25 protein-coding genes and 1 pseudogene are annotated in these 26,502 nt (G+C 69.1%); 14 read left to right on the plus strand and 12 right to left on the minus strand.

The window, feature by feature from the left end; translation table 11 throughout:
• Window positions 1–288: 288 nt before the first annotated feature.
• Window positions 289–1,839: pseudogene (locus tag WG922_RS20345) on the minus strand (hydantoinase B/oxoprolinase family protein); the annotation flags it as partial.
• 163 nt (window positions 1,840–2,002) lie between these two features.
• On the opposite strand from WG922_RS20345, the gene WG922_RS20350 reads away from it, so the two are divergent.
• The 4 genes from WG922_RS20350 to WG922_RS20365 are packed head-to-tail and all read left to right on the plus strand — an operon-like array spanning window position 2,003 to window position 4,836.
• Complete coding sequence (locus tag WG922_RS20350) at window positions 2,003–2,542, plus strand: glycine zipper 2TM domain-containing protein (RefSeq protein ID WP_340284829.1); 540 nt, start codon at window positions 2,003–2,005, stop codon at window positions 2,540–2,542.
• A gap of 35 nt (window positions 2,543–2,577) precedes the next feature.
• Window positions 2,578–2,814 (plus strand): PepSY domain-containing protein, encoded by a 237-nt coding sequence (locus tag WG922_RS20355; protein ID WP_340284830.1) that lies wholly within the window; start codon window positions 2,578–2,580, stop codon window positions 2,812–2,814.
• Window positions 2,815–2,830: 16 nt separating this feature from the next.
• Window positions 2,831–3,502, plus strand: a complete 672-nt coding sequence (locus WG922_RS20360) for a response regulator transcription factor (protein WP_340284831.1) — start codon at window positions 2,831–2,833, stop codon at window positions 3,500–3,502.
• Window positions 3,499–4,836 carry an ATP-binding protein gene (locus WG922_RS20365; protein WP_340284832.1) on the plus strand — a complete coding sequence of 446 codons (1,338 nt, stop codon included), beginning with the start codon at window positions 3,499–3,501 and terminating at the stop codon, window positions 4,834–4,836. Before WG922_RS20360 ends, WG922_RS20365 begins: the two co-directional genes overlap by 4 nt.
• 26 nt (window positions 4,837–4,862) lie before the next feature.
• On the opposite strand, the gene WG922_RS20370 is transcribed toward WG922_RS20365, so the two are convergent.
• The 4 genes from WG922_RS20370 to WG922_RS20385 all read right to left on the minus strand — a co-directional run bounded on the left by WG922_RS20370 (window position 4,863) and on the right by WG922_RS20385 (window position 9,273).
• A complete protein-coding gene (locus WG922_RS20370) occupies window positions 4,863–6,017 on the minus strand; it encodes a sensor histidine kinase (RefSeq protein WP_340284833.1) in 1,155 nt (384 codons plus the stop codon).
• A 19-nt stretch (window positions 6,018–6,036) separates the two neighbouring features.
• Window positions 6,037–7,512, minus strand: coding sequence for an ATPase domain-containing protein (locus WG922_RS20375; protein ID WP_340284834.1), 1,476 nt, complete (start codon window positions 7,510–7,512; stop codon window positions 6,037–6,039).
• Window positions 7,513–7,639: 127 nt separating this feature from the next.
• Window positions 7,640–8,380 (minus strand): sulfite exporter TauE/SafE family protein, encoded by a 741-nt coding sequence (locus WG922_RS20380; RefSeq protein ID WP_340284835.1) that lies wholly within the window; start codon window positions 8,378–8,380, stop codon window positions 7,640–7,642.
• A complete protein-coding gene (locus WG922_RS20385) occupies window positions 8,377–9,273 on the minus strand; it encodes a LysR family transcriptional regulator (protein WP_340284836.1) in 897 nt (298 codons plus the stop codon). The genes WG922_RS20380 and WG922_RS20385 overlap by 4 nt, the downstream gene beginning before the upstream one ends.
• Window positions 9,274–9,422: 149 nt before the next feature.
• Here WG922_RS20385 and WG922_RS20390 point away from each other — a divergent pair, with 149 nt between their 5' ends.
• From WG922_RS20390 to WG922_RS20405, 4 genes are read left to right on the plus strand one after another with little or no spacing between them, the layout of a single operon-like run.
• The gene (locus WG922_RS20390; protein WP_340284837.1) at window positions 9,423–10,334 is read left to right on the plus strand and encodes a hypothetical protein; all 912 of its coding nucleotides are present in this window, start codon (window positions 9,423–9,425) and stop codon (window positions 10,332–10,334) included.
• A gap of 49 nt (window positions 10,335–10,383) precedes the next feature.
• Window positions 10,384–11,361: a Bug family tripartite tricarboxylate transporter substrate binding protein gene (locus tag WG922_RS20395; RefSeq protein ID WP_340284838.1), complete on the plus strand. Its 978-nt coding sequence runs from the start codon at window positions 10,384–10,386 to the stop codon at window positions 11,359–11,361.
• Window positions 11,358–11,747 (plus strand): RidA family protein, encoded by a 390-nt coding sequence (locus WG922_RS20400; protein ID WP_340284839.1) that lies wholly within the window; start codon window positions 11,358–11,360, stop codon window positions 11,745–11,747. The genes WG922_RS20395 and WG922_RS20400 overlap by 4 nt, the downstream gene beginning before the upstream one ends.
• A complete protein-coding gene (locus tag WG922_RS20405) occupies window positions 11,744–12,646 on the plus strand; it encodes an alpha/beta hydrolase (RefSeq protein WP_340284840.1) in 903 nt (300 codons plus the stop codon). Before WG922_RS20400 ends, WG922_RS20405 begins: the two co-directional genes overlap by 4 nt.
• Before the next feature lie 167 nt (window positions 12,647–12,813).
• On the opposite strand, the gene WG922_RS20410 is transcribed toward WG922_RS20405, so the two are convergent.
• Window positions 12,814–13,104: a helix-turn-helix domain-containing protein gene (locus WG922_RS20410; protein WP_340284841.1), complete on the minus strand. Its 291-nt coding sequence runs from the start codon at window positions 13,102–13,104 to the stop codon at window positions 12,814–12,816.
• 231 nt (window positions 13,105–13,335) lie between these two features.
• On the opposite strand from WG922_RS20410, the gene WG922_RS20415 reads away from it, so the two are divergent.
• Window positions 13,336–13,611, plus strand: a complete 276-nt coding sequence (locus tag WG922_RS20415) for a hypothetical protein (protein WP_340284842.1) — start codon at window positions 13,336–13,338, stop codon at window positions 13,609–13,611.
• 38 nt (window positions 13,612–13,649) lie between these two features.
• Here the strand turns inward: WG922_RS20415 and WG922_RS20420 are convergent, their stop codons facing one another.
• From WG922_RS20420 to WG922_RS20445, 6 genes are all read right to left on the minus strand, one after another.
• On the minus strand, window positions 13,650–14,765 hold the full coding sequence (locus WG922_RS20420; RefSeq protein WP_340284843.1) for an MFS transporter: 1,116 nt from the start codon (window positions 14,763–14,765) through the stop codon (window positions 13,650–13,652).
• A 390-nt stretch (window positions 14,766–15,155) separates the two neighbouring features.
• A complete protein-coding gene (locus WG922_RS20425) occupies window positions 15,156–15,479 on the minus strand; it encodes an H-NS histone family protein (protein WP_340284844.1) in 324 nt (107 codons plus the stop codon).
• A 626-nt stretch (window positions 15,480–16,105) separates the two neighbouring features.
• Window positions 16,106–16,561, minus strand: a complete 456-nt coding sequence (locus WG922_RS20430) for a nuclear transport factor 2 family protein (RefSeq protein ID WP_340284845.1) — start codon at window positions 16,559–16,561, stop codon at window positions 16,106–16,108.
• Entirely contained in the window at window positions 16,558–17,514 is a 957-nt protein-coding gene (locus WG922_RS20435) for a Bug family tripartite tricarboxylate transporter substrate binding protein (protein WP_340284847.1), read from the minus strand. Before WG922_RS20435 ends, WG922_RS20430 begins: the two co-directional genes overlap by 4 nt.
• A gap of 27 nt (window positions 17,515–17,541) precedes the next feature.
• Window positions 17,542–18,291 carry an IclR family transcriptional regulator gene (locus WG922_RS20440; RefSeq protein ID WP_340284849.1) on the minus strand — a complete coding sequence of 250 codons (750 nt, stop codon included), beginning with the start codon at window positions 18,289–18,291 and terminating at the stop codon, window positions 17,542–17,544.
• A 103-nt stretch (window positions 18,292–18,394) separates the two neighbouring features.
• Window positions 18,395–19,264 (minus strand): carbon-nitrogen hydrolase family protein, encoded by an 870-nt coding sequence (locus tag WG922_RS20445; protein WP_340284850.1) that lies wholly within the window; start codon window positions 19,262–19,264, stop codon window positions 18,395–18,397.
• Between the two features lie 123 nt (window positions 19,265–19,387).
• Here WG922_RS20445 and WG922_RS20450 point away from each other — a divergent pair, with 123 nt between their 5' ends.
• The 5 genes from WG922_RS20450 to WG922_RS20470 all read left to right on the plus strand — a co-directional run bounded on the left by WG922_RS20450 (window position 19,388) and on the right by WG922_RS20470 (window position 26,282).
• Window positions 19,388–20,359 (plus strand): Bug family tripartite tricarboxylate transporter substrate binding protein, encoded by a 972-nt coding sequence (locus WG922_RS20450; RefSeq protein WP_340284852.1) that lies wholly within the window; start codon window positions 19,388–19,390, stop codon window positions 20,357–20,359.
• 46 nt (window positions 20,360–20,405) lie between these two features.
• Window positions 20,406–21,626, plus strand: a complete 1,221-nt coding sequence (locus WG922_RS20455) for an amidohydrolase family protein (protein ID WP_340284853.1) — start codon at window positions 20,406–20,408, stop codon at window positions 21,624–21,626.
• Window positions 21,623–22,876 carry an NAD(P)/FAD-dependent oxidoreductase gene (locus tag WG922_RS20460; RefSeq protein ID WP_340284854.1) on the plus strand — a complete coding sequence of 418 codons (1,254 nt, stop codon included), beginning with the start codon at window positions 21,623–21,625 and terminating at the stop codon, window positions 22,874–22,876. The genes WG922_RS20455 and WG922_RS20460 overlap by 4 nt, the downstream gene beginning before the upstream one ends.
• Window positions 22,877–22,917: 41 nt before the next feature.
• Complete coding sequence (locus WG922_RS20465) at window positions 22,918–23,916, plus strand: Bug family tripartite tricarboxylate transporter substrate binding protein (protein WP_340284855.1); 999 nt, start codon at window positions 22,918–22,920, stop codon at window positions 23,914–23,916.
• A 176-nt stretch (window positions 23,917–24,092) separates the two neighbouring features.
• Entirely contained in the window at window positions 24,093–26,282 is a 2,190-nt protein-coding gene (locus WG922_RS20470) for a hypothetical protein (protein ID WP_340284856.1), read from the plus strand.
• The last annotated feature ends 220 nt before the right edge of the window (window positions 26,283–26,502 follow it).

Raw genomic sequence — 26,502 nt, forward strand, 5'->3', positions numbered from 1 at the left:
TCCGCAATCGCCATTCAGCGACCAACTCACCACTTTTCAGTGACTCGCCGTTTTCAGCGGAGCCTGCGATTATGCCACGGTTTTTACACGGGACTCAATCTACAGAGGTTCGCAAGACATATCGGCAATTCGCCAACCACCTTCCGAATTCGCCTCAGGGTCGGCGAAGGCGCGCATTATACGCAACCCGAAAACCCCTTCTGCCGCTGCCGCTTTGGCGGCCTCGCTTTCCGGCGAAGGCGCGATTATGGGGGTGCTGAGCTGTCCTCCGATGCCTGACGCAGTTGGTTACTCTCCCGCGGCTGCACCGTAGCCCCCGCCGCCCGGCGTGTGGATCTCGAAGACGTCCCCGGCGACCATCTCCACCTGCGCGATATGGTCCAGCTCCTCGCAGGTGCCGTCCGCGCGAACGACGCGGTTGCTGCCGCGCTCGCCCGACTCGCCCCCGGCCATGCCGAACGCCGGCACCCGTCTCCCGTTGGAGAGGATGCTGGCCGTCATCGGCTCCAGGAATCGTATTCGGCGCACCCCGCCGTCGCCGCCTCGCCAGCGTCCGCTGCCGCCCGAGCCGGAGCGCAACTCATAGCTCTCCAGTCTCACGGGGTAACGGAACTCGAGCACCTCCGGATCCGTCAGGCGCGAATTCGTCATGTGGGTCTGTACCACGGAGGTGCCGTCGAAGCCGTCGCCCGCTCCACTGCCACCCGAAATGGTCTCGTAGTACTGGTGAGTCGCGTTGCCGAAGGTGAAGTTGTTCATGGTGCACTGGCTGGAAGCCATCACGCCGAGCGCGCCGTACAGCGCGTTGGTGATGCACATCGAGGTCTCCACGTTGCCGGCCACCACCGACGCCGGCGGGTTCGGGTTGAGCATGGAACCTTCCGGTATGCGCACCTTGAGCGGCTTGAGGCACCCTGCGTTCAGAGGGATGTCGTCATCCACCAGCGTGCGAAACACATAGAGCACTGCCGCCATGCACACGGCAGTGGGCGCATTGAAGTTGTTGTCCTGCTGCGCGGAAGTGCCGGTGAAGTCGATTTCTGCGCTGCGCGCGGCGGCATCCACCCGCACCACAACCCGTATGCATGCGCCGTTGTCCAGGGGCAGCGTGAAGGCGCCGTCGGTGAGTTGCGTGATCACGCGCCGAACCGACTCTTCGGCGTTGTCCTGTACATGCTGCATGTAGGCCTGCACGGTCTCGAGGCCGAACTCGCGGACCATGCGCCGCAGTTCCTGCACACCTTTCTCGTTGGCCGCCACCTGCGCCTTCAGGTCCGCCAGGTTCTGCTGCGGATTGCGGCTCGGCCACGAGCCGCTTCCCAGAAGGTCCAGCATTTCCTGCTCGCGCAGCTGCCCTCCATCGACCAGTCGGAAGTTGCTGATCTGCACCCCCTCCTCCTCGATGCGCGTGGAGAACGGCGGCATGGAACCGGGCGATACGCCGCCGATGTCGGCATGGTGGCCGCGGCTGCCAACGTAGAACCGGGGCGCGTCCTCGGCATCGAGATAGACCGGCGTGATCACGGTCACGTCCGGCAGATGGGTGCCCCCGTGGAAGGGATCGTTCAGCACGAACACGTCGCCCCGGCGCATGGCACCCGCGTTGTCGCTGATGACCGTCTTGATGCTCTCGCCCATGGAGCCGAGGTGCACGGGCATATGCGGCGCGTTGGCGATGAGATGGCCTTGCGCGTCGAAGAGGGCGCAGGAGAAATCGAGCCGCTCCTTGATGTTCACCGAGTGCGCCGTGTTCTGCAGCTGCAGCCCCATCTGCTCGGCGATGTTCATGAAGAGGTTGTTGAACACCTCCAGCAGCACCGGATCGACGGCTGCTGCAGCGGTGGTGGAGGAAGGCGTGTCGAAACTCATGGCAGCTCGTTCGCGAAGGGGCGCCGACCAGGTGCCGGCGATTCATTGTGCGCCAACGGCACCTGCGAATTCGTTCAGCTTGCGTTCACTCGCCGCCGCGCATCCTTCGGCCATACCAACCAAGGAGCCCCGCATGAAACGCTTCGCCATCCTTTCGCTGCTGATCGCCGCCGGCGCAGCAGCAAACGCCCAGACCTTTGTCGATAACGCACGGGTGCGCAACGTCCAGCCGCAGTACGAGAACATCACCGTGCCGCGTCAGGAGTGCACCAGCCAATGGGTGACCGAGCCCCGTCGCGGCGCTGCGGCGGGGCCCATGCAGGAGTACGGTCCCGCCCTGCTTGGAGGCGTCGCCGGCGCCGCGCTCGGGCGGCAGGTCGGCAAGGGCAGCGGCCGCGATGCCGCCACCGTGCTGGGCGCCGTGGTGGGAGCCTACGCCGGCGACCAGTACGCGAACGGCAATCGCTGGGGCCAACCGGCGCCGGCGCCGGTGTACGAGCAACGCGAGGTGCAGCAGTGCCGCACCGTCAACGCGGTGGAGAGCCGGCTCGCCGGCTACCACGTCGATTACGAATACCGCGGCCAGAACCACACCGCCTTCCTGCGCGAGCACCCCGGCAACCACCTGCAGGTGCGGGTGTCCGTCGAGCCGGTGCTGTCCGCGCAGCGGTAGTAGCATTCCCCGGCACCCCCACGCGACCGTCCCTTATGAAACTGCTGATGTCCCTGGCTTGCGCCGTCCTGATGTTCCTCGCCCCGCCGGTGTGGGCCGCCGTCAGCGCGGACCAGGCGGCCGCGGTGGCGCAGCGCACCGCCGGCGGGCGCGTGTTGCTGGTGGAGCCTGCCGACCAGGGCGGCAGGCCGGTCTGGCGGGTCAAGCTGCTCACTGCCCGCGGCGAGGTCCGCGTACTGCTGATCGACGCCGCCAGCGGACGGCCGCTCTGAACGGAAGCGCCATTCCATGCGCCTGCTGCTGATCGAAGACGACGCCGCGCTGCGCGACAGCCTTGCGAGGCAACTGGAGGCGGACGGCTTCCGCGTCGATCGCGCCGTCGATGGCGAAGACGGGCTGTTCCAGGCGCGCGAGTATCCGAGCGACGTGATCGTGGTCGATCTCGGCTTGCCCAAGCTCAGCGGCCTGTCCCTCGTCCAGGCGCTGCGCAAGGAGGGCCGCACCACGCCGATCCTGGTGCTCACCGCGCGTGGCAGCTGGCAGGACAAGGTGCAGGGCCTGGAGGCCGGCGCCGACGACTACCTCGTCAAGCCCTTCGACTACCCCGAGCTTGCAGCGCGGCTGCGTGCCCTGCTGCGGCGCTCCGCCCAGGCCGGCTCCAACGTGCTGACCCTGGGGCCTCTGGCCATCGATATGGCGGCTCAGGCCGCGCGCCTGGATGGACAGCTCCTGGAGCTCACGGCATTCGAGTGGCGCCTGCTCGACTATCTGGTGCGACACCGCAGCCGGGTAGTCACCAAGCAGGAGCTCTCCGACTACCTCTACCCGCACGACGAGGACCGCGAGAGCAACGTGCTGGAGGTGCTGATCGGGCGGCTGCGTCGCAAGCTCGATCCGGCCGGCACCCTGCTTCCGATCGAAACGCTGCGCGGTCGCGGATACCGCTTCACGCTCGCATGAGGGCGCTCGCATCGATCCGCGCGCGCCTGCTGCTGGGCGCCGCGGTGCTGCTGCTGGCGTTCCTGGTCGGCGCGGGAATCGCCCTGCAGCGCGCGCATGCGAACAGCGTGCGCTCGGCGCATTTCGCTCGGCTGCAAGCTACCGTCTATCTGCTGCTGGCAGCGGCGGAGCTCGACGACGCGGGAGCCCTCGTGATGCCCCGCTCCGTCGCCGAGCCGCGGCTTTCGCTGCCGGGCTCCGGCCTGTACGCCAGCATCTTCAATGCCGAGACCGGGCGCACCTGGGAGTCGCCATCGACCGTGGGCGTTGCTCCGCCCCTGCAACGCGAGGGCGCAGTGGGCGACTGGTCCTTCGAAACGCTGCGCGGTCCCGACCAGCGCGGCTATCTGTCAGCCCGCTACGCCGTGCGCTGGGCCGGGCGCTCGGGTGACGCCCGGCTGGTGCTGTCGGTGCTGCAGGACGAGGCCATCCTCGAGCGCGAACTGGGCGTCTTCGGCCGCACGCTCTGGCGCTGGCTCGGCGGCGCCGCACTGCTGCTGCTGGTCACCCAGACCTTGCTGCTGCAGTGGGCCCTCACGCCGCTGCGCCGCATCGCCCAGGAGATTCGCCGCATCGAGCGCGGCGAGCAGACGCGCATCGAGCAGCGCTATCCGAGCGAGCTGGCTGCCCTCACCGCCAACCTCAACGCGCTGATCCAGCAGGAGCGCGTGCGCCAGAGCCGCTACAAGGAAGCCCTCAGTTTCCTCGCGCACAGCCTCAAGACACCGCTGGCGGTGCTGCGCTCCGCCCTCGGAGACCCGCAACAGCTGGGAGCCGCCGTCGCGCAGCAGGTCGATCGGATGGACGACATCGTGCACCACCAGCTGAGCCGCGCGGCCGCCACCGGAGTCGCGAGCTTCGTCGCGCCGCTGGCACTCGCACCCGTGCTGCACCGCATCCGGGAGTCACTTGAAAAGGTGTATGCCGGCAGGAGCCTCGCCTTCTCGATCGACTGCACCGCGCAGGTGCGCTGGCGCATGGACGAGGGGGATGCCTTTGAGATCTTCGGCAACCTCATGGACAACGCGGCCAAGTGGGCCCGCCAGCGCATCGAGGTGCGTGCCTGGTGCGATGGCGCTGGGGCGCTGCACGTGCAGGTGCAGGATGACGGGGAAGGGTTTCGCGACCCGCACCGGGTGCTGCAGCTGCATGTGCGGGGCGACGAGCGCGTGCCCGGCCACGGCGTCGGACTGGCCGTGGTGAAGGACCTGGTGGACAGCCACCGGGGCCGCATGACGCTCGGCCGCGGCGCCCTGGGAGGTGGGCAGGTGGACATCGAGCTGCCGCCACCCTGACGACGTGCGCGCGGGGGCTGGCGCACTCACCGTCCTGAAGCAGCTTGCGGAAGCGCTTCAGGTTCTGCCGGCTCGACCGGCTCGGCCGATACCTGCGCGGCCTCGTGCTGGATCCAGAGCACGAAAGTGCTGCCCCGGCCGGGACCCTCGCTGAATGCACGTACGCCTCCGCCGTGCAGCTGCGCGAAGGCACGGGTCAGGTGCAGCCCGAGACCCAGCCCGCTACTCGGCTCGCCGGCCACGCGCGTCTGCTCGAACATCTCGAATATCTGCTCGAGGTCTGCCGCGGCGATGCCGCGCCCGGTGTCCGTGACCACGAACTCGAGCCGGGGGCCGGCATGCCGCACCTCGAGGCTGATTTCGCCGCCGGCCGGAGTGAACTTGGCGGCGTTGACCAGCAGGTTGGCGATGCCCTGCACCAGCCGGACGTGGTCCGCCTGCAGCGCGATGGGAGCGCTTGGCTGCCGCACCTGCACCTGATGCCCTTTGTTGAGAAGCACCTCCTGCGCGATCTCCACCGCATGGTTGACGACTTCGGCGGCACTGGTCGGCCCCGGCTGCAGCAGCAGCTTGCCGCTGGTGATGCGCGCCACGTCCAGCAAGTCGTCCACCAGCCGGGTGAGGTGGCGCACCTGTCGATCCACCATGCCCACCAGGGCATCGACCTTGGGCGAGGGGTGCAGGCGTCCCACGATTGCCATCGCGTTCACGATGGGTGCGAGCGGATTGCGCAACTCGTGCGCGAGCGTTGCCAGGAATTCGTCCTTGCGGCGGTTGAGGTCGCGCATTTCATACTGGCGTGCGCGCGCTCGCAGCGCCGAGCGCGCCGCGCTGATAAGGGAGATCGTGCGCAACGGCCGCTCCAGCACCGTCACATTTCCCAGCTTTTCCATGGCGCGCTGGCTCTCCAGCGAGTCGGCCCCGCGCTTGGTCAGCACCAGCACCGGCAGGTCGGACCAGGCAGGCTGCTTCGCCAGGGCCTGGCCCAGAGCGAGCATCACCGGTTCGGAGAACGACTCCTCCGCGATCAGCAGCGCGCCCAGGGCACCGCGGGCGACCTCGCGCTCGAGCGCCGCGTCACTGTCGCAGACCGCGGCCTCGATGCCGGCAGTCTCGAGCACCCTGCACGCGAGCCGCGCGTCCTGTGAGGACAGCAGTCGGATCAGGATACGGCGGTCCACGCGGGCGGCCCCTCTTCCCTCACGCTGAACCGCCGGCGGGCGGCACCGGCACTCCCGTCAGCAGCCCGCGGTAGCCACGCAGCACGGGCCCCACGCGAATGCCATCTTTCGTCATCGAAAAAGCGCGGATGGTCCGCTCGTGCATGCTGCCGCGCTTCTTGAAAACCGACACCGCCTGCCTGACCTCGCCGTTGTCCTCGAAGTAGCGCAGCACAAGCACGTTGTCGGCCACGTAACTCGCATCCATCGCCGTGGACATGCTGCCCCCGAGCATGCCCTGCTGCACACCCACCATCACGGTGATCACCTGGTGCTGTCCCAGGTAGGTCAGCAACTCGTGCAGATGGGTGGTGAGGAAACGCTCGTCGGGCACGGCATTGAGGTAGCCGGTCAGGCTGTCGATCACCACCAGCTTCGCTCCCTCGTCGACCGTCTCCCGCACCGCGTTGGCAAACTGCCCCGGCGACAGCTCCGCAGGATCGATCTGGCGGACCAGCAAGCGCCCGACCTCGAGCGCCTCGCGCAAAGGCTGCTTCAGGCCGTCGGCGCGGTGCAGCAGATTGCTCTGCGACTCCTCGAACAGGAACATGGCCGCGCGTTCGCCGCGCTTGTAGGCCGCCGTCACCAGCTGCATCGCGAGCGAGGACTTGCCCGTGCCCGGCGGCCCCACGATGAGCGTGCTGGTGCCCTCCTCGACTCCGCCGCCAAGCAGCGTGTCCAGCTCCGGCAGACCCGTGCTGAACTGCTGGCGGCTGAGGATGGAGCGCGTCTGCGCGGCCACCAGCCGCGGGTGCACGATCAGGCCGCCCTTGTTGAGGTTGTAGTCGTGCAGGCCCCCCAGCACGGCGCGCCCGCGAAACTTCACCACGCGCAAGCGCCTGCGCTCCACGCCGTAGTCCTTGACCGAGTGATCGAGCTGAATCACCCCATGCGCGATGCTGCGCACCTGGAGATCACCGTTCGCCGAAGCGGTGCGGTCGTCCAGCAGCAGCACGGTGCAGCGGCGCTTGGAGAAGAACTGCTTGAGCGCCAGGACCTGGCGCCGGTAGCGCAGGGCCGATTCGGCCAGCAGCTGCAGCTCCGACAGCGAGTCGAGCACCACGCGGGTGGGCTGCAGTTCCTCGACGATGCCCAGGATGTTGCGCAAGGTGTCGGCCAGCTCCACCTCGGACGGGTGGAACATCGAGTACTGCTCCTGGGGATCGAGCAGCTTCTCGTCCGGCAGCACCTCGTGCACGTGCATGCCGGCGAGCGTCCAGCCGTGCGACTCGGCCACGCACTCCAGTTCCTCGCGGGTCTCGGCCAGGGTGATGTAGGCGACCGATTCGCCACGCTGCACCCCTTCGAGCAGGAACTGCAGGCCCGTGGTGGTCTTTCCCGCACCAGGCTCGCCTTCGACTAGATAAATGCGGTGCGGTGTGAGGCCCCCACCGAGAATGGAGTCGAGCCCGGGAATTCCGGTCGATAGGAATTCCGCTTCCGGCTGAGCTGACATGACCTTCCTTATTTCGCGCCCCCTCGCGGCGACCTGCCACGAAGTAGCGGGGCCGCGCATCTTATCAATGGGCAGGCGAGCCATGGGGGCGTCCGCCCGGCGCCGGCACGGTCGATTGGCCGCGCGATCAGGCGAGCCCCTTGGCGAGGTTGGCGACTCCGAGCAGGATGAACGTCAGAAGCAGGGACCGCTGGAACGCCTGCGCGCTGATGCGGCCGCGCAGGCGTGTGCCCAGCCACATGCCCAGGAATGCGGCGACCACCGCGAGCGCAGGACCCGGCCCCACGAGCTGCCCGGGCGCGACCGCGCCGATGCGCAGGGCCAGGGAGAGGGTCGCCACAGTGAAGCCGAGACCGAGGGCCTGCACCATCTCGTCCTTGTCCAGCCGCAGCGACTGCAGGAAAGGCACGAGCGGCAGGGCGAAGACGGCTGTCGCCGACGCGACCAGGCCCGTCGCGCTGCCTGCGACAAAGCCGGCAAGGCCGGCGCTGCCGCGCAGGTCGGGCAAGCGCGGACGCGCGAGCCCCCAGCTGCCGTACAGCACGAGCACGACTCCCAGCAGGACCCGGGCATCGACCGCCGCGGTCCACGGTGGCGCAAGCACCGTCGCAGCTGCAAGGCCCAGCCAGGCCGGCCAGAGCATGCGTGCGAGGCGCCGCAGGTGCGGTCCGCGGCACTGCGCCAGGTTGGTCGCGAGAGAAGGCGCCACCAGCAGGGCGGCCGCCTGCAGTGGGGCCATCCAGAGCCCCAGCAGGCTGACCGCGACCGTCGGCAACCCCATGCCGGTGAGCCCCTTCACGGCGCCGGCCAATGCGAAAACCGCCGCCACGCCGGCGACGTTCCAGGCGGTGGCGAGGGCCTCCGTCATCGGCCGCGCCGAACGCGATCGGCCGTGGCCAGGAACGCATGCAGCGCCGGGTTGGCGTTGCCGGCGCCGTAGGCCAGTGCCAGCCCGTAGCGCACGGCCGCATTGCGCTTGCGCACCTGCAGGAAGCGAACGCTGTCGATGTGCACAACCCGCAGCGCGTGCGGCACCAGGGCGATGCCCAGGCCGCTGGCCACCAGCGCGAGGATGGCCTGCATCTGCGAGGCGGTCTGGACGAAGCGGGGCGTGAAACCGCACTCCTGGCAGGCCGCCACCACCACGTTCTCGAAGCCGGGGCCTTCCTTGAGCGGGAAGCCCACGAAGTCCTCGTCGGCCAGGTCGCGCAGCTGCACCCGAAGCTCTCCGGCGAGCGGGTGCTCGGGCGGCACGGCAAGCACCAGGTCCTCCTGCCACAGAAGCTTCACCCGCAGCTCGCGCGCCTCGTGCAGCGGCGGCACCACCAGGCCGATGTCGGTGCTGCCCTGAGCCAGCGCCGCCATCTGCTGCGAGGTGGTCTCGCCCGACAGGATCAGCTTCACGTCGGGATGGCTCTTGCGGAACTCGCGCAGCAGCCTCGGGACCACCGCGAACCCCGCGCTTGGCACGAAGGACAGCCGCAGGGTCCCCAGCTTGCCGCTGGCCGCGCGCTGGGCGATCTCCACCGCGAGCTGCGCGTGCGCCAGGGTGCGCCGCGCTTCGAGCAGGAAGGCCTCTCCCGCCGGCGTGAGGCGCACGCCATGGCGGTTGCGCTCGAGCAGCTGGGCGCCGACATCCGCCTCCAGCCGCTGCACGGCGACGCTCAGCGGCGGCTGCGAGATGTGCAGCCGTTCGGCAGCGCGCCGGTAGCTGCGCTCTTCGGCCACGGCGACGAACTGGCGGAGCTGGCGCAGGTCCATGATTTCGCATTCTAGGAGGGCGCACCCTCGGTGATACGGCGCCGCTATCACCAGGCAGGCGCAACGGTATTGGACGCAAGGCCCCGATCGCGGTCACGATCGATTGCCTCCATCCCCATCCACCCATCGAACGACCGAGACACGCCGCCATGCAAGCCTCCCTGCTCGAAGAAATCGCCCAGGTGCCCAATCCGTACCCGATCCGCTTTTCCACCGAATACCCCGAAGTGCAGCGCCTGTGCGAGCAGGCGCGCGAACTTGCCTGGAGCCCCGCCGATATCGACTTTTCCGACCTGCGATCGGCCGAGCTGCCCGAGGAGGTGCGGCAGGCCGGGGGCGAGTGGTGGAGCCTGCGCGCCTGGATGGAGCACGGTGCCCTGCCGTACGGCGCCGAACGCCTGCGCGACGCCATCTTTGCCCACCAGCCTATCGAGATCAAACAGCACATCACCAACTTCATCGTGGAGGAACTGCGCCACCACGATGCTTCGGTGCGGGTGGCGCAGGCACTGGGCGGCTACCAGACCGAGCCGCGCGCCGACTACTTCAAGGCGGTCATTCCGCGCTTCCACGACGAGCGCGACGAGAAAGCCATGAGCTTCTTCGCCGGCCTTGCGGTGAACACGCTGTTCGAGCAACTGTCGGGCGAGTTGCTGCAGGCGCGCTACGAGAACGCGCGTTTCGCATCCATCCGCCACGCCTGCCAGCTGATCCTGCGCGACGAAGCGCGGCACATCCAGTTCGGCCGGATCATCATGCGGCGCTTCTTCAGCGAGCTGCCCGCACAGGAAAAGCGCCTGCTGGGCGAAAAGGTTGCCAAGAAGCTGCGCGGCAGCCTGCTCAACGGCGTCTATGCGGTGGTGAACCTGCCCGACGACGAACGCCGCCGGGCCGGCCGCAACCGCGCGCTCGCGGCCGAACACGGGCTGGGTGCCACGCACCCCGACGAGGAGATGGCCATCATCCGGCGCGCTCTCGAGCAGATCCGCGAAGACGTCGCGCCGTATGGCGTGGAGATCCCGGCCGTGCCGGAGGTCGATGCGGCCGCACGCATGCACTGATCCACCGAAGTCACCTGATTCACCCGATCCACAACTCCAGGAGAACGCCATGATCCGTGCACCTCGCCTCCATGCCTTGGCCGCCACCGCGGTGCTCGCCCTCGCCGCGCCGTTCGCGCAGGGGCAAGCGTCCTACCCTGCGAAGCCGGTGTCGCTGGTGGTGCCCTACCCGCCCGGCGGATCGGCCGACATCCTGGCGCGCGCCATCGGACAGAAGCTCGGGGAGCGGCTGGGGCAGAGCGTGATCGTGGACAACAAGCCGGGCGCCGGCACCGCGATCGGTGCCAAGGCGGTCGCTTCCGCGCCGGCCGACGGCCACACCCTGCTCCTGGGCACGGTGAGCTCGCAGGCCATCAACCCGGGCATGAACAAGGTCGGCTACGACCCGATCAAGGACTTCGTTGCGGTCTCGCCCGTGGCGGCCATTCCTTTCGTGCTCGTGGCGCACCCGTCGGTGCCCGCAAAGAGCGTGAAAGAGGTGCTGGACATGGCCCGCGCCAGTCCGGGCAAGGTGGGCTATGCCTCTGCCGGGCCCGGCACCTCGAACCACCTCGCGGGAGAGCTGTTGGGCAGCGCCGCCAAGGTGCAGCTGCTGCACGTGCCGTACAAGGGCAGCGCCCCGGCGCTGAACGACGTGCTGGCCGGCCACGTGCCGATGATGTTCGACCTGCTCGCCACCGCCGTGCCGAACGTGCAGTCGGGCAAGCTCAAGGCGCTGGCCGTCACCTCGCGCCAGCGCAGCCCCCTGCTGCCGGACGTGCCCACGGCACGCGAGAGCGGCCTCGCCGATTACGAAGTCACCGCATGGTTCGGCATCTTCGCACCCGCCGGCACGCCTGCGCCGGTGGTACAGCGGCTCAACACCGAACTCACCGCGGTGCTGAAGGCGCCCGAGATGCAAAAGCGCCTGCGGGACCTCGGCGCCGAGCCGGAGACCGCCAGCGTGGACCAGTACACGCGCTATGTGCAGGATGAATCCACCAAGTGGCAGGGCGTGCTGCGCCAGGCCGGACTGGTGCAGCCATGAGCCTGCAGCGCCTGAATCCGCAGACCGTGGCGGCGCCCCTCGGCCCGTACAGCCAGGGCGTCGTGGCCCCCGCGGCGGGGCGCTGGCTCCATGTCGCCGGCCAGGTGGGCATCCGCCCTGACGGCAGCCTGGCCCAGGGCTTTGAAGCGCAGGCCGAGGCCGCCTGGCAGAACCTGCTGAACGTGCTCGACGCGGCCGGCATGGACGCCGGCGACCTGGTGAAGGTCACCACCTTCGTCACCGATGCCGCACAGGTGAAGCTGCTCGGCCCCGTGCGCGCGCGTTTCCTCGGCGAATCCCGCCCCGCGTCCACGCTGCTGGTGGTGCCGGCGCTGGCGCACCCTGATTGGCTGGTCGAGGTCGAGGCCGTCGCCTGCCGCGCATGAGCGAGATGCCGCCGGAGGACCTGGGGCGGGTTCGCGCCGCCCTCGACGCGCTCGGCCCACGCTACGCCGAGGACATCGCGCGACACAGCCAGCTGGTCAAGGAGCTCTACGCGCCGCTCCTGGCCGCGCAGCCGCGCGCAGGCATCGACATCACCCGCGACATCTCCTACGGCGAGCACCCACGCCAGGTGCTGGACGTGTACCGGCCCATGACTGCCACGCAGGCCGACGTGATGGTGTTCGTCCACGGCGGCGCTTTCGTGCGCGGCGCGAAGTCCGGGCCCGAGGGCCTCTACGACAACGTCCCGCTGTGGTTCGCGCGGCGCGGCTTCATCGGGGTCAACGTGGAATACCGGCTCGCGCCCGAGGCTCCTTATCCGCAGGGCGCGCTCGACCTCGCCGCCGCCCTCGAATGGGTCCACCGGAACGCCGCCACCTGCGGCGGCGACCCGGGACGCATCCTGCTGGTGGGCCACTCGGCCGGCGGCACGCACGCAGCCGCTTATGCGTGCGACCCGATGCTGGCACAGCAGCCCTGCCGCGCGCGCGCGCTGGTGCTGGTCTCGGGGCGGCTGCGCGCGGACGTATCGCCGCGCAACCCCAATGCTCCAGGCGTGCGGGCCTATTTCGGCGAGGACACCGGCTGCTACGAGGCGCGCTCGCCAGTCACCCATGCACACCGCTGCGCAATTCCCGCGATGGTGGCCCTCGCCCAGTACGAGAACCCGCTCCTCGACGTCTACGGACTCGAGTTCGCACACCGCCTCTCCGTCCAGGCCGGGACGGCACCCCGCGTGCTGCAGTGCATGGGGCACAACCACATGTCGATCGTGGCGCACCTCGGCTCCGGCGAAGACACCCTTGGCGACGCGATTCGCGACTTCTGGTCGTCGGTGTAGCCGATCGGGGGCGGCTCACTGGCGCGGCATTCACAACTCAAGAGAGTTGAGCCGCGGAGCGCGTCGCCAGCCCGCGCATGCGCGAACCCTTCAAGGCACCACAGGGCGCGGCGTGGACGCTGCGGTTCTGCCTCCTGCTTCGGTGCCATCCGGCGGGCCACCGTCAGCTAGGGAGCCGGCAAATCCGTCGTTGCCGCAGGCTCTTGCCCGGGTCGTGCAAGCGTTCGCACGGCTACGCCATACAGCGCCAGCAGACCCAGCACATGTCCGACGGCCACGCCCGCTTCGCCCGATTCGACGCGCGCGATGGTCTGCACATGCACGCCCAGCCGCTGCGCCGCATGGGACTGGGACTCGCCCGCCCGCAAGCGCGCAGCGCGCGCCGCGGCGCCCAGCTCGTGGATGGCCGCAAGAGCCTCGCCGCTGATGTCTGTCGATATGCGTTTGCCTTGGGCCATCGGGCGATTGTGTCCTGCGGAACGCGCCGCCCACCGCGGCGCGGCACGGCGTGTTCGGCGCAGACGCGGAAAACCCTTGCATGTTGGCCGAGCCTATGGAGTACGATCCGCCATCGCAATTTGTAAGCGGTTGTTTCGTCGAATGCCTACGCTGTTCACACATTCGCCAAGGCGGCGGCTGCCGCAGCCCCGCCTCGCGCCTGTGAATGCGCAGTCGTCCTCGGAGCTCTGATGGAAAACGCAGCCTCCCCCATCGTCAGCCGCCCGGCACGCGTGACGCACCATCGCGCATACCGCCGGCGACACGGCGGCAGGTCGTGGCGCGACGAGGGCATGCTGCTGATCATGCTGGCGCCCGCCGCCAGCTTCGGCTTCACCTTCATGCTCACCAAGGGGCTGATCCAGCTGTTCTCCACTGGAGACTGGACCTATCTCATCCTGTGGGCTGCCGAGGCCTATATCGGGCTAAAGCTGCTCTGGCCCGGCTTCCTCGAGGACGCGTTCTAGCCCCTGACCGTCAGGTCAGTCGGCCACGCCTGCGCCGCTCAGACAGGTTCGCGCACGATGGAGCCGCCTGCGCGCAGCAACACCCAAGCGCAGCAGCAGGTGGCTAAGGCCAGTGCCGCGAAACCCGCGCGGTAGCTGCCGAAGAAACTGGAGAGTGCACCGAACACCGGCGGTCCCAGCACCACGCCGAAGAACGTGACGGCCAGTGTCCCGCCCGTGGCCAGCCCAGCCTGCCCGGTTGGCGCACGCCGCGCCACCTCGGCCAGGTAGACGCCGTTCCAGCCAATTGCCGATCCGCCGAAGACCACCAGAATTGCCACCACCAGCCCCAAGGGCCAGCCCGGCTGCAGCAGCGCCGTGGCACTTGCCGAAGCCCCCATCAGCAGGCCCAGCCCCGCGAGGGTTCGCCGTGCACCCCAGCCGCGGTCGGCCGCCCAGCCCCACAGCACCCTTCCCGCGACGCCGCCGAACTGCGCCAGGGCCAGCACGAACCCCGCCGCCACCAGGGTGTACGACAGCGTGCCGTGCAGGTACGTGACCAGATAGGAGGTGAAGGAGAGTTGCGTGATCGAGAAGACGAAGGAGCAGCCGGCGAGCATCCGCAGCACCGGATGGGACAGCACCAGGCGAACGGGTTGCGCGAGGTTTGCGATCACCAGCGAGCGCTTCGGGTCGCGGTCGTCGTCCAGCGGCGCGCGCACCGGCTGCGCCGCCACGGCACAGGCGAGGTTCGCCGCAGCCACCGCCAGCAGCGCCCCCTGCCACCCCAGCGCCAGCATCAGGCTGGGCACCACCGCTCCCGCGAGCGCGCCGCCCAGCGGCACGCCCGTCTGCTTGATGGAGAACACGAGCGACAGGCGGTGTGCGGGCGTGCCGCGCGCCAACAGGTGCGAGCTCGCTGGGGTGATCGGCCCGTAGCCGAGGCCGATGAGGAAGGCGCCGACGGCAATCGAGGCGGCCGTCGGCAGCGCGCACAGGGCCAGCCCCAAGGCACAGAGCACCAGTCCTCCCTGACTTACCCGGATCGCGCCGAACCGGGCCACCGCTCCGCCGCCGGCAAGGCTGGCCAGCATGGCACCCAGATACACGATAGCGACGTACAGGCCGGTATAGCCGGCTGAAATGCCGAGCGATTCCGCCACGGCCGGTGCCATGACCGGGAGCGTCAGAAGCGCGGCCGCTACCAGCGCCTGCACCGCCGTGGTGACGCCCAGGGTGAGCCAGGCCCCGGTCACCGGCGCACCCGCCGCGCGACTGCGTCAATCGAGATGTGGGCGGAATTCAGGCGGGGGCAGCGAAGATTTGTCAAGCCAGTCCCGGATGGATGCAAATTGAAATTGACCGCACTTCCGTACGCCCGACCGTGTTGCGCGGTGACCCGGTGCGCAACGGATGTGCAAACGCCAGGATGCTGCCCCGCCACTCACGTCGGCACAGCCGGTCGCGAGGATGGGTGGCAATTGCACGGCGTGCACGAAGCGGAAAAGCGCAAAAGCAAAATGCGATGGAGCGGGCGCACCATCGCATTGTTCGAAACGAAGGCCTTATACCGCGAACTGCTCGAGGTTCTTGCCTTCCTTCAGCGCGCGTGAAATCCAGTCCGGCTTGCGGCCGCGTCCCCCTGACCAGGTTTCTCCGTTCGGGCCGCGGTACTTGACGACCTTGTTCGCGGCGCCTGCCCCGCGTGGCGCGCGCTTGGCGCCGGTGCCGGCTTCGCCGCGCAAGCCCAGGTCGCGCGCCGTAATGCCGTAGTCCTTCATCTTCTGCTTGATATCGGCAATGGCCTGCTCGAGTTCCTGCTGGCGCAGTTTCTCGGCTTCCGCCATCAGTTTTTCAGCCTGTTCCTTGAGTTCGATGTAGCTTGCCATGGGGACACCCAGCTGTTGTTGGAACCGCGAATTTAACGTATTTCCTCACCGCCCCGTCGAATTGATGCATTTCTCCGGAACGCGGTGCGGGAAATGTGCAAAAGGCTCGCAATGCGCCAGGTCGCCACCGGGGTCGATGGATATTGCGCACCGTGGAGTTCTGTGGTCGAGGATGCGCGTCGCAAATCCCTTTGCCGGTGCTTTACGAGCATCGCAGGACGTCTTGGCCGGCGACTGCGACACACCGCGCGCGAATATCGCCATGTGGCGACTTGCGGAAGGCATGCGCTTTGTCCCGACTGTTTATGGAAACTCCTGTCTTTCGCTTCATCACCGCCGCGTGCTGCGACGCCAACCCGACATGGTTCTGCGTTGCCACTGCGGCAAGCAGGAAAGTCGCCGATCGCAGCCGCAGCGGGCCAGCTCTGCGGGGCGGAGAACCGTTCCGACCGAGGGCCGTACGTGCGGCGGCGCAGGCGTGCGGAGTGCGCACAGGCCAGCGGTATCGATGCGGCAGGGGCTGGCGCCCGCACGCCACCCGAGCAGCATCGGACCGCCGGCATCGGCGTGCGCGGCTGCTCCGTCGGGCTTTCCGGGGCCGGCCCGAGCCGGGCAGAACCGGCCGCCTACGCGTGGGCCCCCGGCACCAGCACCGGCACCCCGCCGCGAAACAGCGGCGCGATGGTGTGCTCGCGCATGCGCCACACCCCGTCGGGGCACTGCACGAAGCGCGCGAGGTTGTCGGCGATCAGGATGGGGGGCGCCGAGGGCAGGACGGGCAGCCCGTCCGCGGCATACACGGTGAGCACGCCCCGCAGCGCTACGGCGCCCGCGTCCACCACGCGCGCGCTCAGGTTGGTGAGCACGTGGCGTACCAGCCGGTCCCCGCGGGCGTCGCGAAAGGCGTAGTAGTCGCCCACTGCCGCGGGCCCGCGCATCACGTGCCCGCACATGTCGTAGACGCAATCGTCGGTGTAGAACGCGAGGGCGCCGCGGGCACCGTTCGCGTCCACGTCCCACCAGTAGTCGATCAGCCGGTCCTGCACCGCCAGGCGCAGACGGAACGGGTCGTCTGCGCTCATCGGGCGATGACGCCGTTCCAGCGGGCGGCCTCCTTCTGCACGAAGGACAGCATTTCTTCGGGCGTGCTGCTCACCGGCTCGGCCGCCGCGGAGCGCAGCGCCTGCTGCACGTCGGGCGCGGCAATGGCGGCCCGCAGAGCCTGGTTCAGCTTGCGCACCACCGGCTCGGGCATGCCCTTGGGGCCGACCATGCCGTACCAGAGCGTCAGGTCGAAGTTCGGATAGCCCGACTCGGCGAAGGTGGGAATGTTCGGCGCGGCCTCGACCCGCTTGGGCGAGGTGATGGCGAGCGCGCGTGCGCGGCCGCTTTGCAGCTGGGCGCCGACGCCCTGCAGGCTGACGAGCGTGGCCTCGATCTGGCCGCCCACGAGGTCCTGCAGCGCCGGCGCGGTGCCCTTGTACGGAATGTGGTTCAGCTTGATCCCCGCCTGGCGGGCAAAGATCTCCATGCCGTAGTGCGTCGCGCCGCCCTCGCCATTGGACGCGAAGGCGATGGCACCCGGCTCGCGTTTGGCCTGTTCCACGAACTGCGCCAGCGTGTTCCCCTTGAACTTCGGGCCGACCGACAGCGTGACCGGCTGCGAGGCGAGCATCGATATCTGCGTGAACTGCGTGACCGGGTCCGTTCCCTTGCCCTGCAGCAGCTTCACGGTCCCGTCGGTGGAGGTCACCAGCAGCGTGTAGCCGTCGGGCGCGACGCGCATCACGTGCTCCGAGCCGATGCCCGCGCTCGCGCCCGGGCGGTTCTCGACTACCACGGGCTTGCCCAGGCTCGCGGCCATCTTCTCGGCGACCATGCGCCCCAGTTTGTCGGTGAACCCGCCGGGAGGCCATGGCACCACGACCGTGATAGTGCGTTCGGGGTAGTTGTCGGCCTGGGCGTGGGCGGCGAGCGGCACCACCGCGGCGCCGGCGCAGGCCGCCAGCGTTGCAAACCATCGAGCGAGCTTCATGGATTTCTCCTGTTGCGGGTTGAGGAACTACAGATAGCGGATGTCACGGTTGATCGCGCTGGCGGTCTTGAGCAGCTGCGGCGCAAGGCGCGCCAGCACGTCGCGCAGCTGCCACCGCGGGGAAGGCACGGCAATGTTCACGGCACCGAGCGGCTGGCCGTCCCGATCCACCAGCGCCGCGGCCACGGAGATGTCGCCGATGAAGGCTTCCTGGTCGTTGAGGGCATAGCCCTGCTCGCGCGCGGTGTCGAGCGCGGCCCGCAGGCCGGCGAGGTCGGTGACGGTGTGGCGTGTCATGGCGGTGCGGCTCGTGGCCTTGAGCCGCGCGAGCGCGTCCGCGGGGTCCATGCGCGAGAGGATGGCGCGGCCGGCCGCGGTGCAGAAGGCCGGAAGGCGTGAGCCGACATGCAGATCCACGCTCACTGCGTGCACGCTGGGCCAGCGGGCGACATACACGATCTCGTTGCCCTCCAGCTCCATCAGGTTCACGGTCTCCGCCGTGCGCCGGCTCAGCGCCTCGAGGTGCGGATGCGCTCGTTCGCGCAGCTGGTCGGTCGCAAGCACCGTGTGGCCGAACTCCAGCATGCGCCCCGACAGGCGGAATGCCTTCGAGCTCGGGTCCTGCCGCAGGTAGCCGAGCACGCGCAGCGTGTGCGTGATGCGCTGCACGCCACTGCGGTCCAGGCCCGAGAGCTGGGCCAGCTCGGTGAGCCCCACGGCGCGGCCGGCTGCGTTGAGCGCCTCCAGCACCTGGAAGCACTTGGCGAGCGAGCCCATGAAGAGGCGGCTTTCGCCTTCGGTGGCGCCGGCGGCACGCCGCGCGCGGGGTGTGCCGCCCGGCGCACGAGGAGCCGGCGACGCCGGCGGCACGCGCGTGCGCTCAGCGGCCGGCGACGAGCGGGGCATACAGGTCGGCGCGACGGTCGCGCCACCAGGGGAACTGCTTGCGGGCGGCCGAGACGGCATCGAGGTCGATCTCGGCGGTGAGCAGCTCGGGCTCTCGGCTGCCGGCTTCGGCCGCGATCATTCCGCGCGGATCGACCACCATGCTGCGCCCGAGATGGTGCCGCGGGCCTTCGATGCCGACCCGGTTGCACGCGAGCACATAGACGCCGTTTTCGTAGGCCCGGGCGCGCAGGGGCACCTCCCAGATCGAGCTGCGTTGCGCCGGGTCGGCATAGGTGGAAAACGCGATGGGCATCACGACCAGCTCCGCGCCGGCCAGCGCGAGCGCGCGCCCCGCCTCGGGGTACAGCCGGTCGTTGCAGATCAGGATGCCGATGCGCGTGCCCGCCACCGCGAAGGTACCGAGCGAAGGCCCGGGCGCGAAATAGAACTTCTCGAAACTGCCCGTGCCGCCGGGCCCTTCCGTCGGGAAGTACGCGGGTATGTGGGTCTTGCGGTAGCGCCCCATTTCGCGGCCGGCCTCGTCGTACACGAATGCGCTGTTGAACCAGCCGTCGGCCGCGCGTTCGGCGAAGGGCAGCACGAGCGCGATGCCGTGTTGCCGGGCCTTCTCGCGAAGGCCGAGCAGCACCTCGTGGCGCTCGTCCATGAACCAGCGGTCGAAGTCCTCCTCGAGCCGGTTGGCGAAGAACGGCGTGAGGAACAACTCCGCGAAGGTGAGCAGGCGCACGCCACGGCGGGCGGCTTCGTCGAGCATGCCGTGCGCGGCCTGCTCGATGGTGGACAGGTCGCCATCTTCGACGCTGCCGGTCTGGGCTGCGGCGACGGTGAGCAAGCGGGGCATCGATCGACTCCAGGGTTATTGCAGATCGATATTCACATATTGCGCTGCGATATGCCAGCGGCCTACAGTGCAATGTCCGTCCACCGATCCGCCGCCACGCGGCGGCCTTGCCTGGAGAATCTGATGCAACGTCGTACTTTCCTGCTCACCTCCGCCGCGGCGCTGGCGCACGGCACCGCCCTGGCCCAGCCCGCAGCGTGGCCCTTGCGTCCGGTGCGAATGCTCATCGGCTACCCGCCCGGCGGCAGCACCGACGTCGCCGGCCGCCTGCTGGCCGAGCAGCTCAGCCGCCGGCTCGGACAGCAGGTCGTGGTGGAGAACCGGCCGGGTGCGGGCGGCACGGTCGCCGCGAGCGCCGTCACACGGGCCGAGCCCGACGGCTATACCCTGATGCTGGCCGCGTCGCCCGAGGTGTCCATCGCGCCGATCACGATGAAGTCCATGCCCTACGACCCGGTGCGCGACCTGCAGCCCATCACGCTGGTCGGCCAGGTGCCGTTCCTGCTGGTGGTCAACCCGTCGGTGCCGGCCACCACGCTTTCCGAGTTCATCAGCCACGCGAAGGCGAACCCCGGCAAGCTCAATTACTCCTCGTTCGGCAACAACACGTCCAACCACCTCGCGGGCGAACTGTTCAAGTCGATCACCGGCGTGCAGGCGACGCACATCCCCTACAAGGGCAGCGGACCCTCGATCACCGACCTGCTCGGCGGGCAGGTGCAATACACCTTCGACACGCCGCCCGCGGTGCTCGAACACGTGCGCGGCGGCAAGCTGCGTGCGCTCGCCGTCGCCACGCGCCAGCGCCTCGAGAGCGCTCCCCAGGTGCCCACCTTTGCCGAGGCCGGCGTGCCCGCGTTCACCGGCGGCACCTGGTTCGGCCTGTTCGCCCCGGCCAAGACACCGAACGCCGTGGTGGAGCGCATCAATGCCGAGACGGTTGCCGCGCTGAATTCGCCCGAGCTGAAGAAGGCCTTCAACGATCGCGGCATCATCGCCGCGCCGCAGAAGCCCGACGAATTCGGCCGCTTCGTGCAGAGCGAAGTGGCGAAGTGGAAGGAACTGGCCGCCAAGATAGGCATAGTCGCGGAGTGAGCCCGCGGCCCGACCCTCCCATGCATCTCCTGACCACCTCCATCCGATGAGAACACTGCTGACCCGCGCGAACCTGATCGACTGCATCGAGCCGCGCGCCCAACCGGACTGCGCCGTCCTGCTCGAAGACGGCCGCATCAAGGAGATTTTCCACGGCGGCGCCACGCCAGCCGTGGGCGACGCCGAGGTGATCGACCTACAGGGCGCCTACCTGCTGCCCGGCCTGTGGGACGTGCACATCCACCCCGACTACCTGCAGCTGTCGGACGTGCCGCTGGCCGACCAGGTGACGCTGTTCGGCCACCGGCTGCAGGCGGCCCTGTTCGATTCGGGCATCGTGGGCTTTCGCTGTGCCGGCGCGCACCACTTCATCGACGTGGCCTGGAAGCGCGCATTTGAATCGGGCCAGCACATCGGCCCGCGCCTGTTCGCCTCGGGCCACTTCCTCACCACCACCGGCGGGCACTTCCTCACCTCGGGTCACGCGCTGGAGGTCGATGGTCCCTATGGCTGGGTGAAGGCCATCCGCGAGCAGATCAAGAACGGCGTCGATCACATCAAGCTCAATCTGTCGGGCGGCATCCTGGGTCCGGCCTGGGACCTGCACAAGCATTCCTTCCTGCTGGAGGAAGAACTCAAGGCGGCGTTCGACATCTGCAAGCTGCGCGAGTTCAAGGTCATGGCCCACGCCACCAACCCGCCGGCGGTGAAGGCGGCCATCCGGCTCGGCGCGCACAGCATCGAGCACGGCTACATCCTGGACGACGAGTGCATCGAGCTGTTCCTGCAGCACGACTGCTGGTACGTGCCCACGCTGTCCATCAGCCATCTCACCCCGGGCCAGGCGACCAACGACTGGGAGCAGCGCTGGGTCAAGAACCGCAACCTCGCGCACGCGCTGTGCTGCCGCGCCGACGCCGCTTCCGACGTGCACCAGGCCGGCTTCCTGAAGGCGCTCAAGGCGGGCGTCAAGATGGCGCTCGGCTCGGACATCCGCCCGCTCAAGGACGCCGCCCTGCTGGAGCTGGGCCTGTGGGTGCGCGACGGCGCCACGCCCTGGCAGGCCCTGGTGGCCGCCACGCGCAACGGCGCGGCGATCTGCGGCGTGGGCGACGAGTTGGGGACCATCGAGCCGGGCAAGATCGCCGACCTGATCGTCGTCGGCTCGAATCCGCTGGAAGACATCAACAACGTGCGCCGGCTGCAGCTCGTGCTGAAGGACGGCCGGGTGGTATCGGACAAGCGGGCGAAGGCGCGACCGACGTGAACACGACGACCTCTCCCCGCATCGCCGTGGTCGGCGCCGGCATCGTGGGCACCAGCATCGCCCTTGCGCTGCGCAAGCGCGGCGCCGACGTGGTGCTGATCGACCGGGACGAGCCGGGACACGGCTGCAGCTTCGGCAACTCCGGCGCGGTGAGCCCGGCCTCGGTCGCGCCGCTGGCCATGCCCGGCGTGCTCGCCTCGGTGCCCGGCATGCTGCTCGACGGCGAGAGCCCGCTGCACTTGCCGCTGCGCTACCTTCCGCACGCGCTGCCGTGGCTGATGCGCTTCGTTGCGTCGGCGCGTCCGTCGGCCGTGGACGCCGCCGGGAAAAAGCTGCACGAGCACCATGCGGGCGCGCTGGAGGCCCATGAAGCGATGACGCGCGAGCTCGGCGTGCCCGAGCTGTTCCTGCGCCGCGGGCACCTGCACCTCTATCCGGACGCGTCGGCGCTCTCCAAGGACGCCGGCGGCTGGCGCATGCGCGAGGCCTACGGCTTCCAGGTCGAGCGGCTCGACCGCGCCGGCATCGAGGCGCTCGAGCCGAACGTCAGTGCGCGCTACCGGGTCGGCATGTACCTGGCCGACCACGCCACCATCCTCAACCCCTTCCGCTACGTGCAGGCGATGGCGCAGGCCTTCGCTGCCAGGGGTGGCCGCATCGAGCGCGGGCAGGTGAACGCACTTGCGCACGAAGGGGGGAGCTGGCGCCTGCGGGCCGAAGGGGCGGCAGACGGACTCGAATGCGATCACGTCGTGGTCGCAGCCGGCGCCTGGTCGCGCGAGCTGCTAGGCCCGCTGGGCGTGCACCTCGCGCTCGAGACCCAGCGCGGCTACCACCTGCAGTTCCTGGGGGCGCGCGATCTCGTCTCGCGCACGGTGGTGCTGGCCGACAAGAAGGTGTTCGTCACGCCCATGGAAGAAGGCCTGCGCGTCGGCGGCACGGTGGAGATCGGTGGGCTGCACGCCCCGCCCGACGCGCGCCGCGCCGCGGTGCTCGGGCGCATCGCGCGCGAGACCTTCACCGGACTGGACGGCGTGCCGACGCGCACCTGGATGGGCCATCGCCCGTGCATGCCCGATTCCGTGCCGGTCGTCGGGGCGGCTGCGGGCCACCACGGCCTGTGGCTCGCGACCGGGCACGGACACCTGGGCCTCACCGACTCGCTCAACACTGCGCAACGCATCGCCTCCGCATTGCTGGGCGAGCCTGCGCCGGCCTCACCACAGGCGCACGCGCTGGCCGGCGCCTGACCAGGTCCCCCCAACGCGTCCCCGCACCTCAAGGAGTTTCCATGCCGTCCATGACCCGCCGCACCGTCGCCTGCGCCCTCGGCCTGGCCCTCGCCACCGGGGGCGCGCTCGCGCAGACCCCCGCGACGGCCGCGGGCAAGGACTGGCCCACCAAACCCGTGCGGCTGGTGATTCCGTTCCCCGCCGGCGGCTCCACGGACGTGGTCGGACGCCTCATCGCCGAGAAGCTGTCGCAGTCGCTCGGGCAGCCCGTGGTCGTGGACAACCGCGCCGGCGCCGGCGGAACGACCGGCTCCGACTTGGTCGCCAAGTCCGCGCCCGACGGCCACACCTTCCTCATGGGGACGAGCAGCACGCACGCGATCGCGCCCAGCCTCTACCCGAAGCTTCCGTACGCCCCCGCCACCGACTTCGCCCCCGTGACCCTGCTCGGCACCGCGACCATCCTGATGGTGGTGCATCCCTCGGTGCCGGCGAAGAACGTCACGGAGTTCGTCGCGCTGGCGAAGTCGAAGCCGGGCGAGATGATGTTCGGCTCCACCGGCAACGGCAGCGTCTCGCACCTGACCGCCGAATACTTCAAGTCGGTGGCCGGCGTGAACATGCAGCACGTACCGTACAAGGGCGACACGCCCATGACGCTGGACCTGGTCGCGGGCCGCGTGCACGTCGCCTTCGGCACGGCGGTCGCATTCCTGCCGCATGTGCAGGGCGGCAAGCTCAACGCGCTCGCCGTCACCGACGCCCAGCCCTCGCCGGTCGCACCGAACGTGCCGACCGTCGCCGCCTCGGGCCTGCAGGGTTTCGAGGCCCTGCAGTGGTTCGGCCTGCTGGCGCCGGCGAACACGCCGCCCGGGGTGGTGAGCCGCATGCACGCCGAAGTTGCGAAGGCGCTGCAGTTGCCCGCGGTGCGCACCAAGTTGCAGGGGCTGGGCATGCAGATCGTTGCCGGCGGCCCCGAGCAGTTCGGCAGCTTCATGCGCGCCGAATCGACCAAGTGGGGAAAGATCGTGCTGGACTCCGGCGCCAAGGTGGATTGAGCACGGGGCGCGCGCGGAGGGCCGGGCACGGCGCCGTACGGGCGAGCCGCATTCGTGCAGCGGGGCCCTCATCCGCTCGAAACGATGACTTGGCGGGGCGGCTGCCATTCACTGCCGCGTTGACGTTGCAGTCTCTTATCTCTAAAGTTCTCGTTTTCCAAGGACGAGGACGCCATATGCCCCATTTGTTTTCAACGCGAGCCGCCGCACTTGCCGGAGTCCTCGTCCTGGCCGCCTGTGGCGGCGGCGGCAACGGCGGTGCGGCCCCCTCCGACCCCGCTGCGGCGACCGCCACCGTCAAGGGTCAGGTCTTCAAGGGACCTGTTCATGGCGCAGCAGTCTGTGTCCACGCGATCAGCGCCGGTATCCGCGGCGACCGCTTGGCAGCGCAGGCGGGGTCCGGCCCCTCGGTCACCGACGGTTGTGTCGTCACCGGCGCAGACGGTACCTACTCCATCGTCCTGCCGGCCGGCACCCATGCAGACCTGCTGGTCGAATCCACCGGCGGCACCTACTGCAGCGACGAATCCAGCTTCGACGGCACCGCCTGCGCCGGCGGCGGCACGCCGGTCTCCATGGGTAGCCACACCCTGCGCACCGTGCTCGCGGCGCCGACCGACGGTACGGTCGATGCACCCGTCACGCTGCTCACCACCGCCGCGGTCCAGGCCGCCACTGCGCCGGACGCCGCTTCCTTCGCCACGGCGTACGGCACCATCGCCGCCAACTTCGCCGCACCCGCCGATCCCAGCACGTCACCTTCAGCCGGCGCATTGACGACCGTGCTCCGCAACCTCGCCGTCTATGTCGGACCCAGCACGGCCGACCTCGGCGACATCCTGAGCGGAATCGCAGCCGGCACGCTGGTCGCGAAGAACACGACGTTTCCGATCGGCGTCGAGTTGGTGGTCGGCACGGACCGCAAGTCGGTGCACCTGTTCACCGCGTCGCGCGACGGCGCAGCCCTGGTCAGCACCACGCAGTTGCCCGGCATCCCCGGCAGCTATTCGCGCGCCGGCACCACCGTTACGGTGCACATGCCGCACCACAACCTCCGCACCGGGCTCTGGATTCCGCTGCGGTTCGCGGCGGGCACCGGCGGCAGCGCGACGAGTGGCACCTACCCCGTGACCAGAATCGACGAGGACACCTTCACGGTCATCGATACCGCCTCGGGCGCGATCACAAGCGGCACGCTGTACCGCGATCCGGTGACCACACGCGCCGTCACCTATTCTCAGGTCGATGTGAACGGCCTCGTCACCGTCACCCTGCCCAGCCATGGGCTGGAGGTTGGAGATACGGTGGAACTGAAGCTCGCCAACGGCGGCGCTGCGGCCCTCACATCGGAGGTGGCTTCGGTACTCGATGGAAATACCTTCACCGTCACGGCGAGCGCAGATGCTCCCGGCGAGGGGCAGGTGAGCATCGGAGCGGACTACGCGTCCATCGATACGGTCATGCACCCCTCGGGCAAGTGGCTGTATGTCACGTCGGGTTATGAGTGCAACGGCAGTGGCCGCCCCTTCTGCCACGGCGGCGACGCGATCACCACCTTTCGGATCGATTGGCAGCGCGGCACGCTCACCCCCGTCGGGGCGATACGAACGGGCACCCAGCTGCAGTCGGCCCGTCCGTCGTCGCTGGCGATCAATCGGGCGGGCACGCAGTTGGTGCAGAAAGACGATTGGCTCTCGTATGTGGTGCTGTGGAACGTCGCTCCTGACACAGGCACTTTGAGCAGGGCATCGAACTCTCAGACGGATACCACGCGGTCTGGCTTCTTGACGTTTTCTCCGGATGGCCGGTATGTACACGACGGCTCCGTGATGTTCGAGGTAGCGGGAGACCTCCTATCTCCCCCGATCGGCTTGTCGTTCGCGGCCGCCACTGGCGGAGAGATCGCCGAAGATGTGCTGTTCGTGACGGACGTTGAGAACTTTCTGATCCCCTATTCGCTTGCGGTTGCCGCCGAGCCGGAACCGCTGACTCGGATGGCAACATCCGCAATGCACAGCGGCCTGAGCACGCGCAACGGCCGAGTGCTCGTGACGTCCGGCCCTGGCGGCGTCAAGACATACCTGTTCGACGCGTCTGCAAGATCCATTTCGGCGGCCGCGCCGTCCTCCGGATCCGGCGAACTGCAGCGAGACGGCACCAATGCCCTCGGCAGCGGGCCCACGAGTTACAGATCGGTTCACCTGAACCTTGCCGGCGATCTCGCAGTGGCCAGCTACCGGACCCACTCCAGCACGCCGAGCGGCTACTTGTTTGCCACGGTAGGCGCCGACGGGCAGTTGGCGCGCATCGAGGACGCTTCCATCGCGCAGTACGCGCGCGCGGCCAAGTTCATCAAGCAGCCCTGATCCCACCGGGCCGGCCGCGCGCTCGTCGCTGCCGTGACGCTGAGCCCCGGGTAACTGCCCGGGGTTTCTTCTTTTAAGGCCTGCGACGCTGTAGGCGCCCCTTCGACTCCGGCGACTCCCTGCCGGCTGCGCCCCAGCGCCTGCATCGCGGGGCCCCCGGACATGCAGGACGTCCCGCTGGCAGTGCAGTGCTGCACAGCGCTGCACACGGCTCAGTCGT

Source organism: Ramlibacter sp. AN1015 (assembly GCF_037726105.1).
GTDB lineage: Bacteria > Pseudomonadota > Gammaproteobacteria > Burkholderiales > Burkholderiaceae_C > Ramlibacter.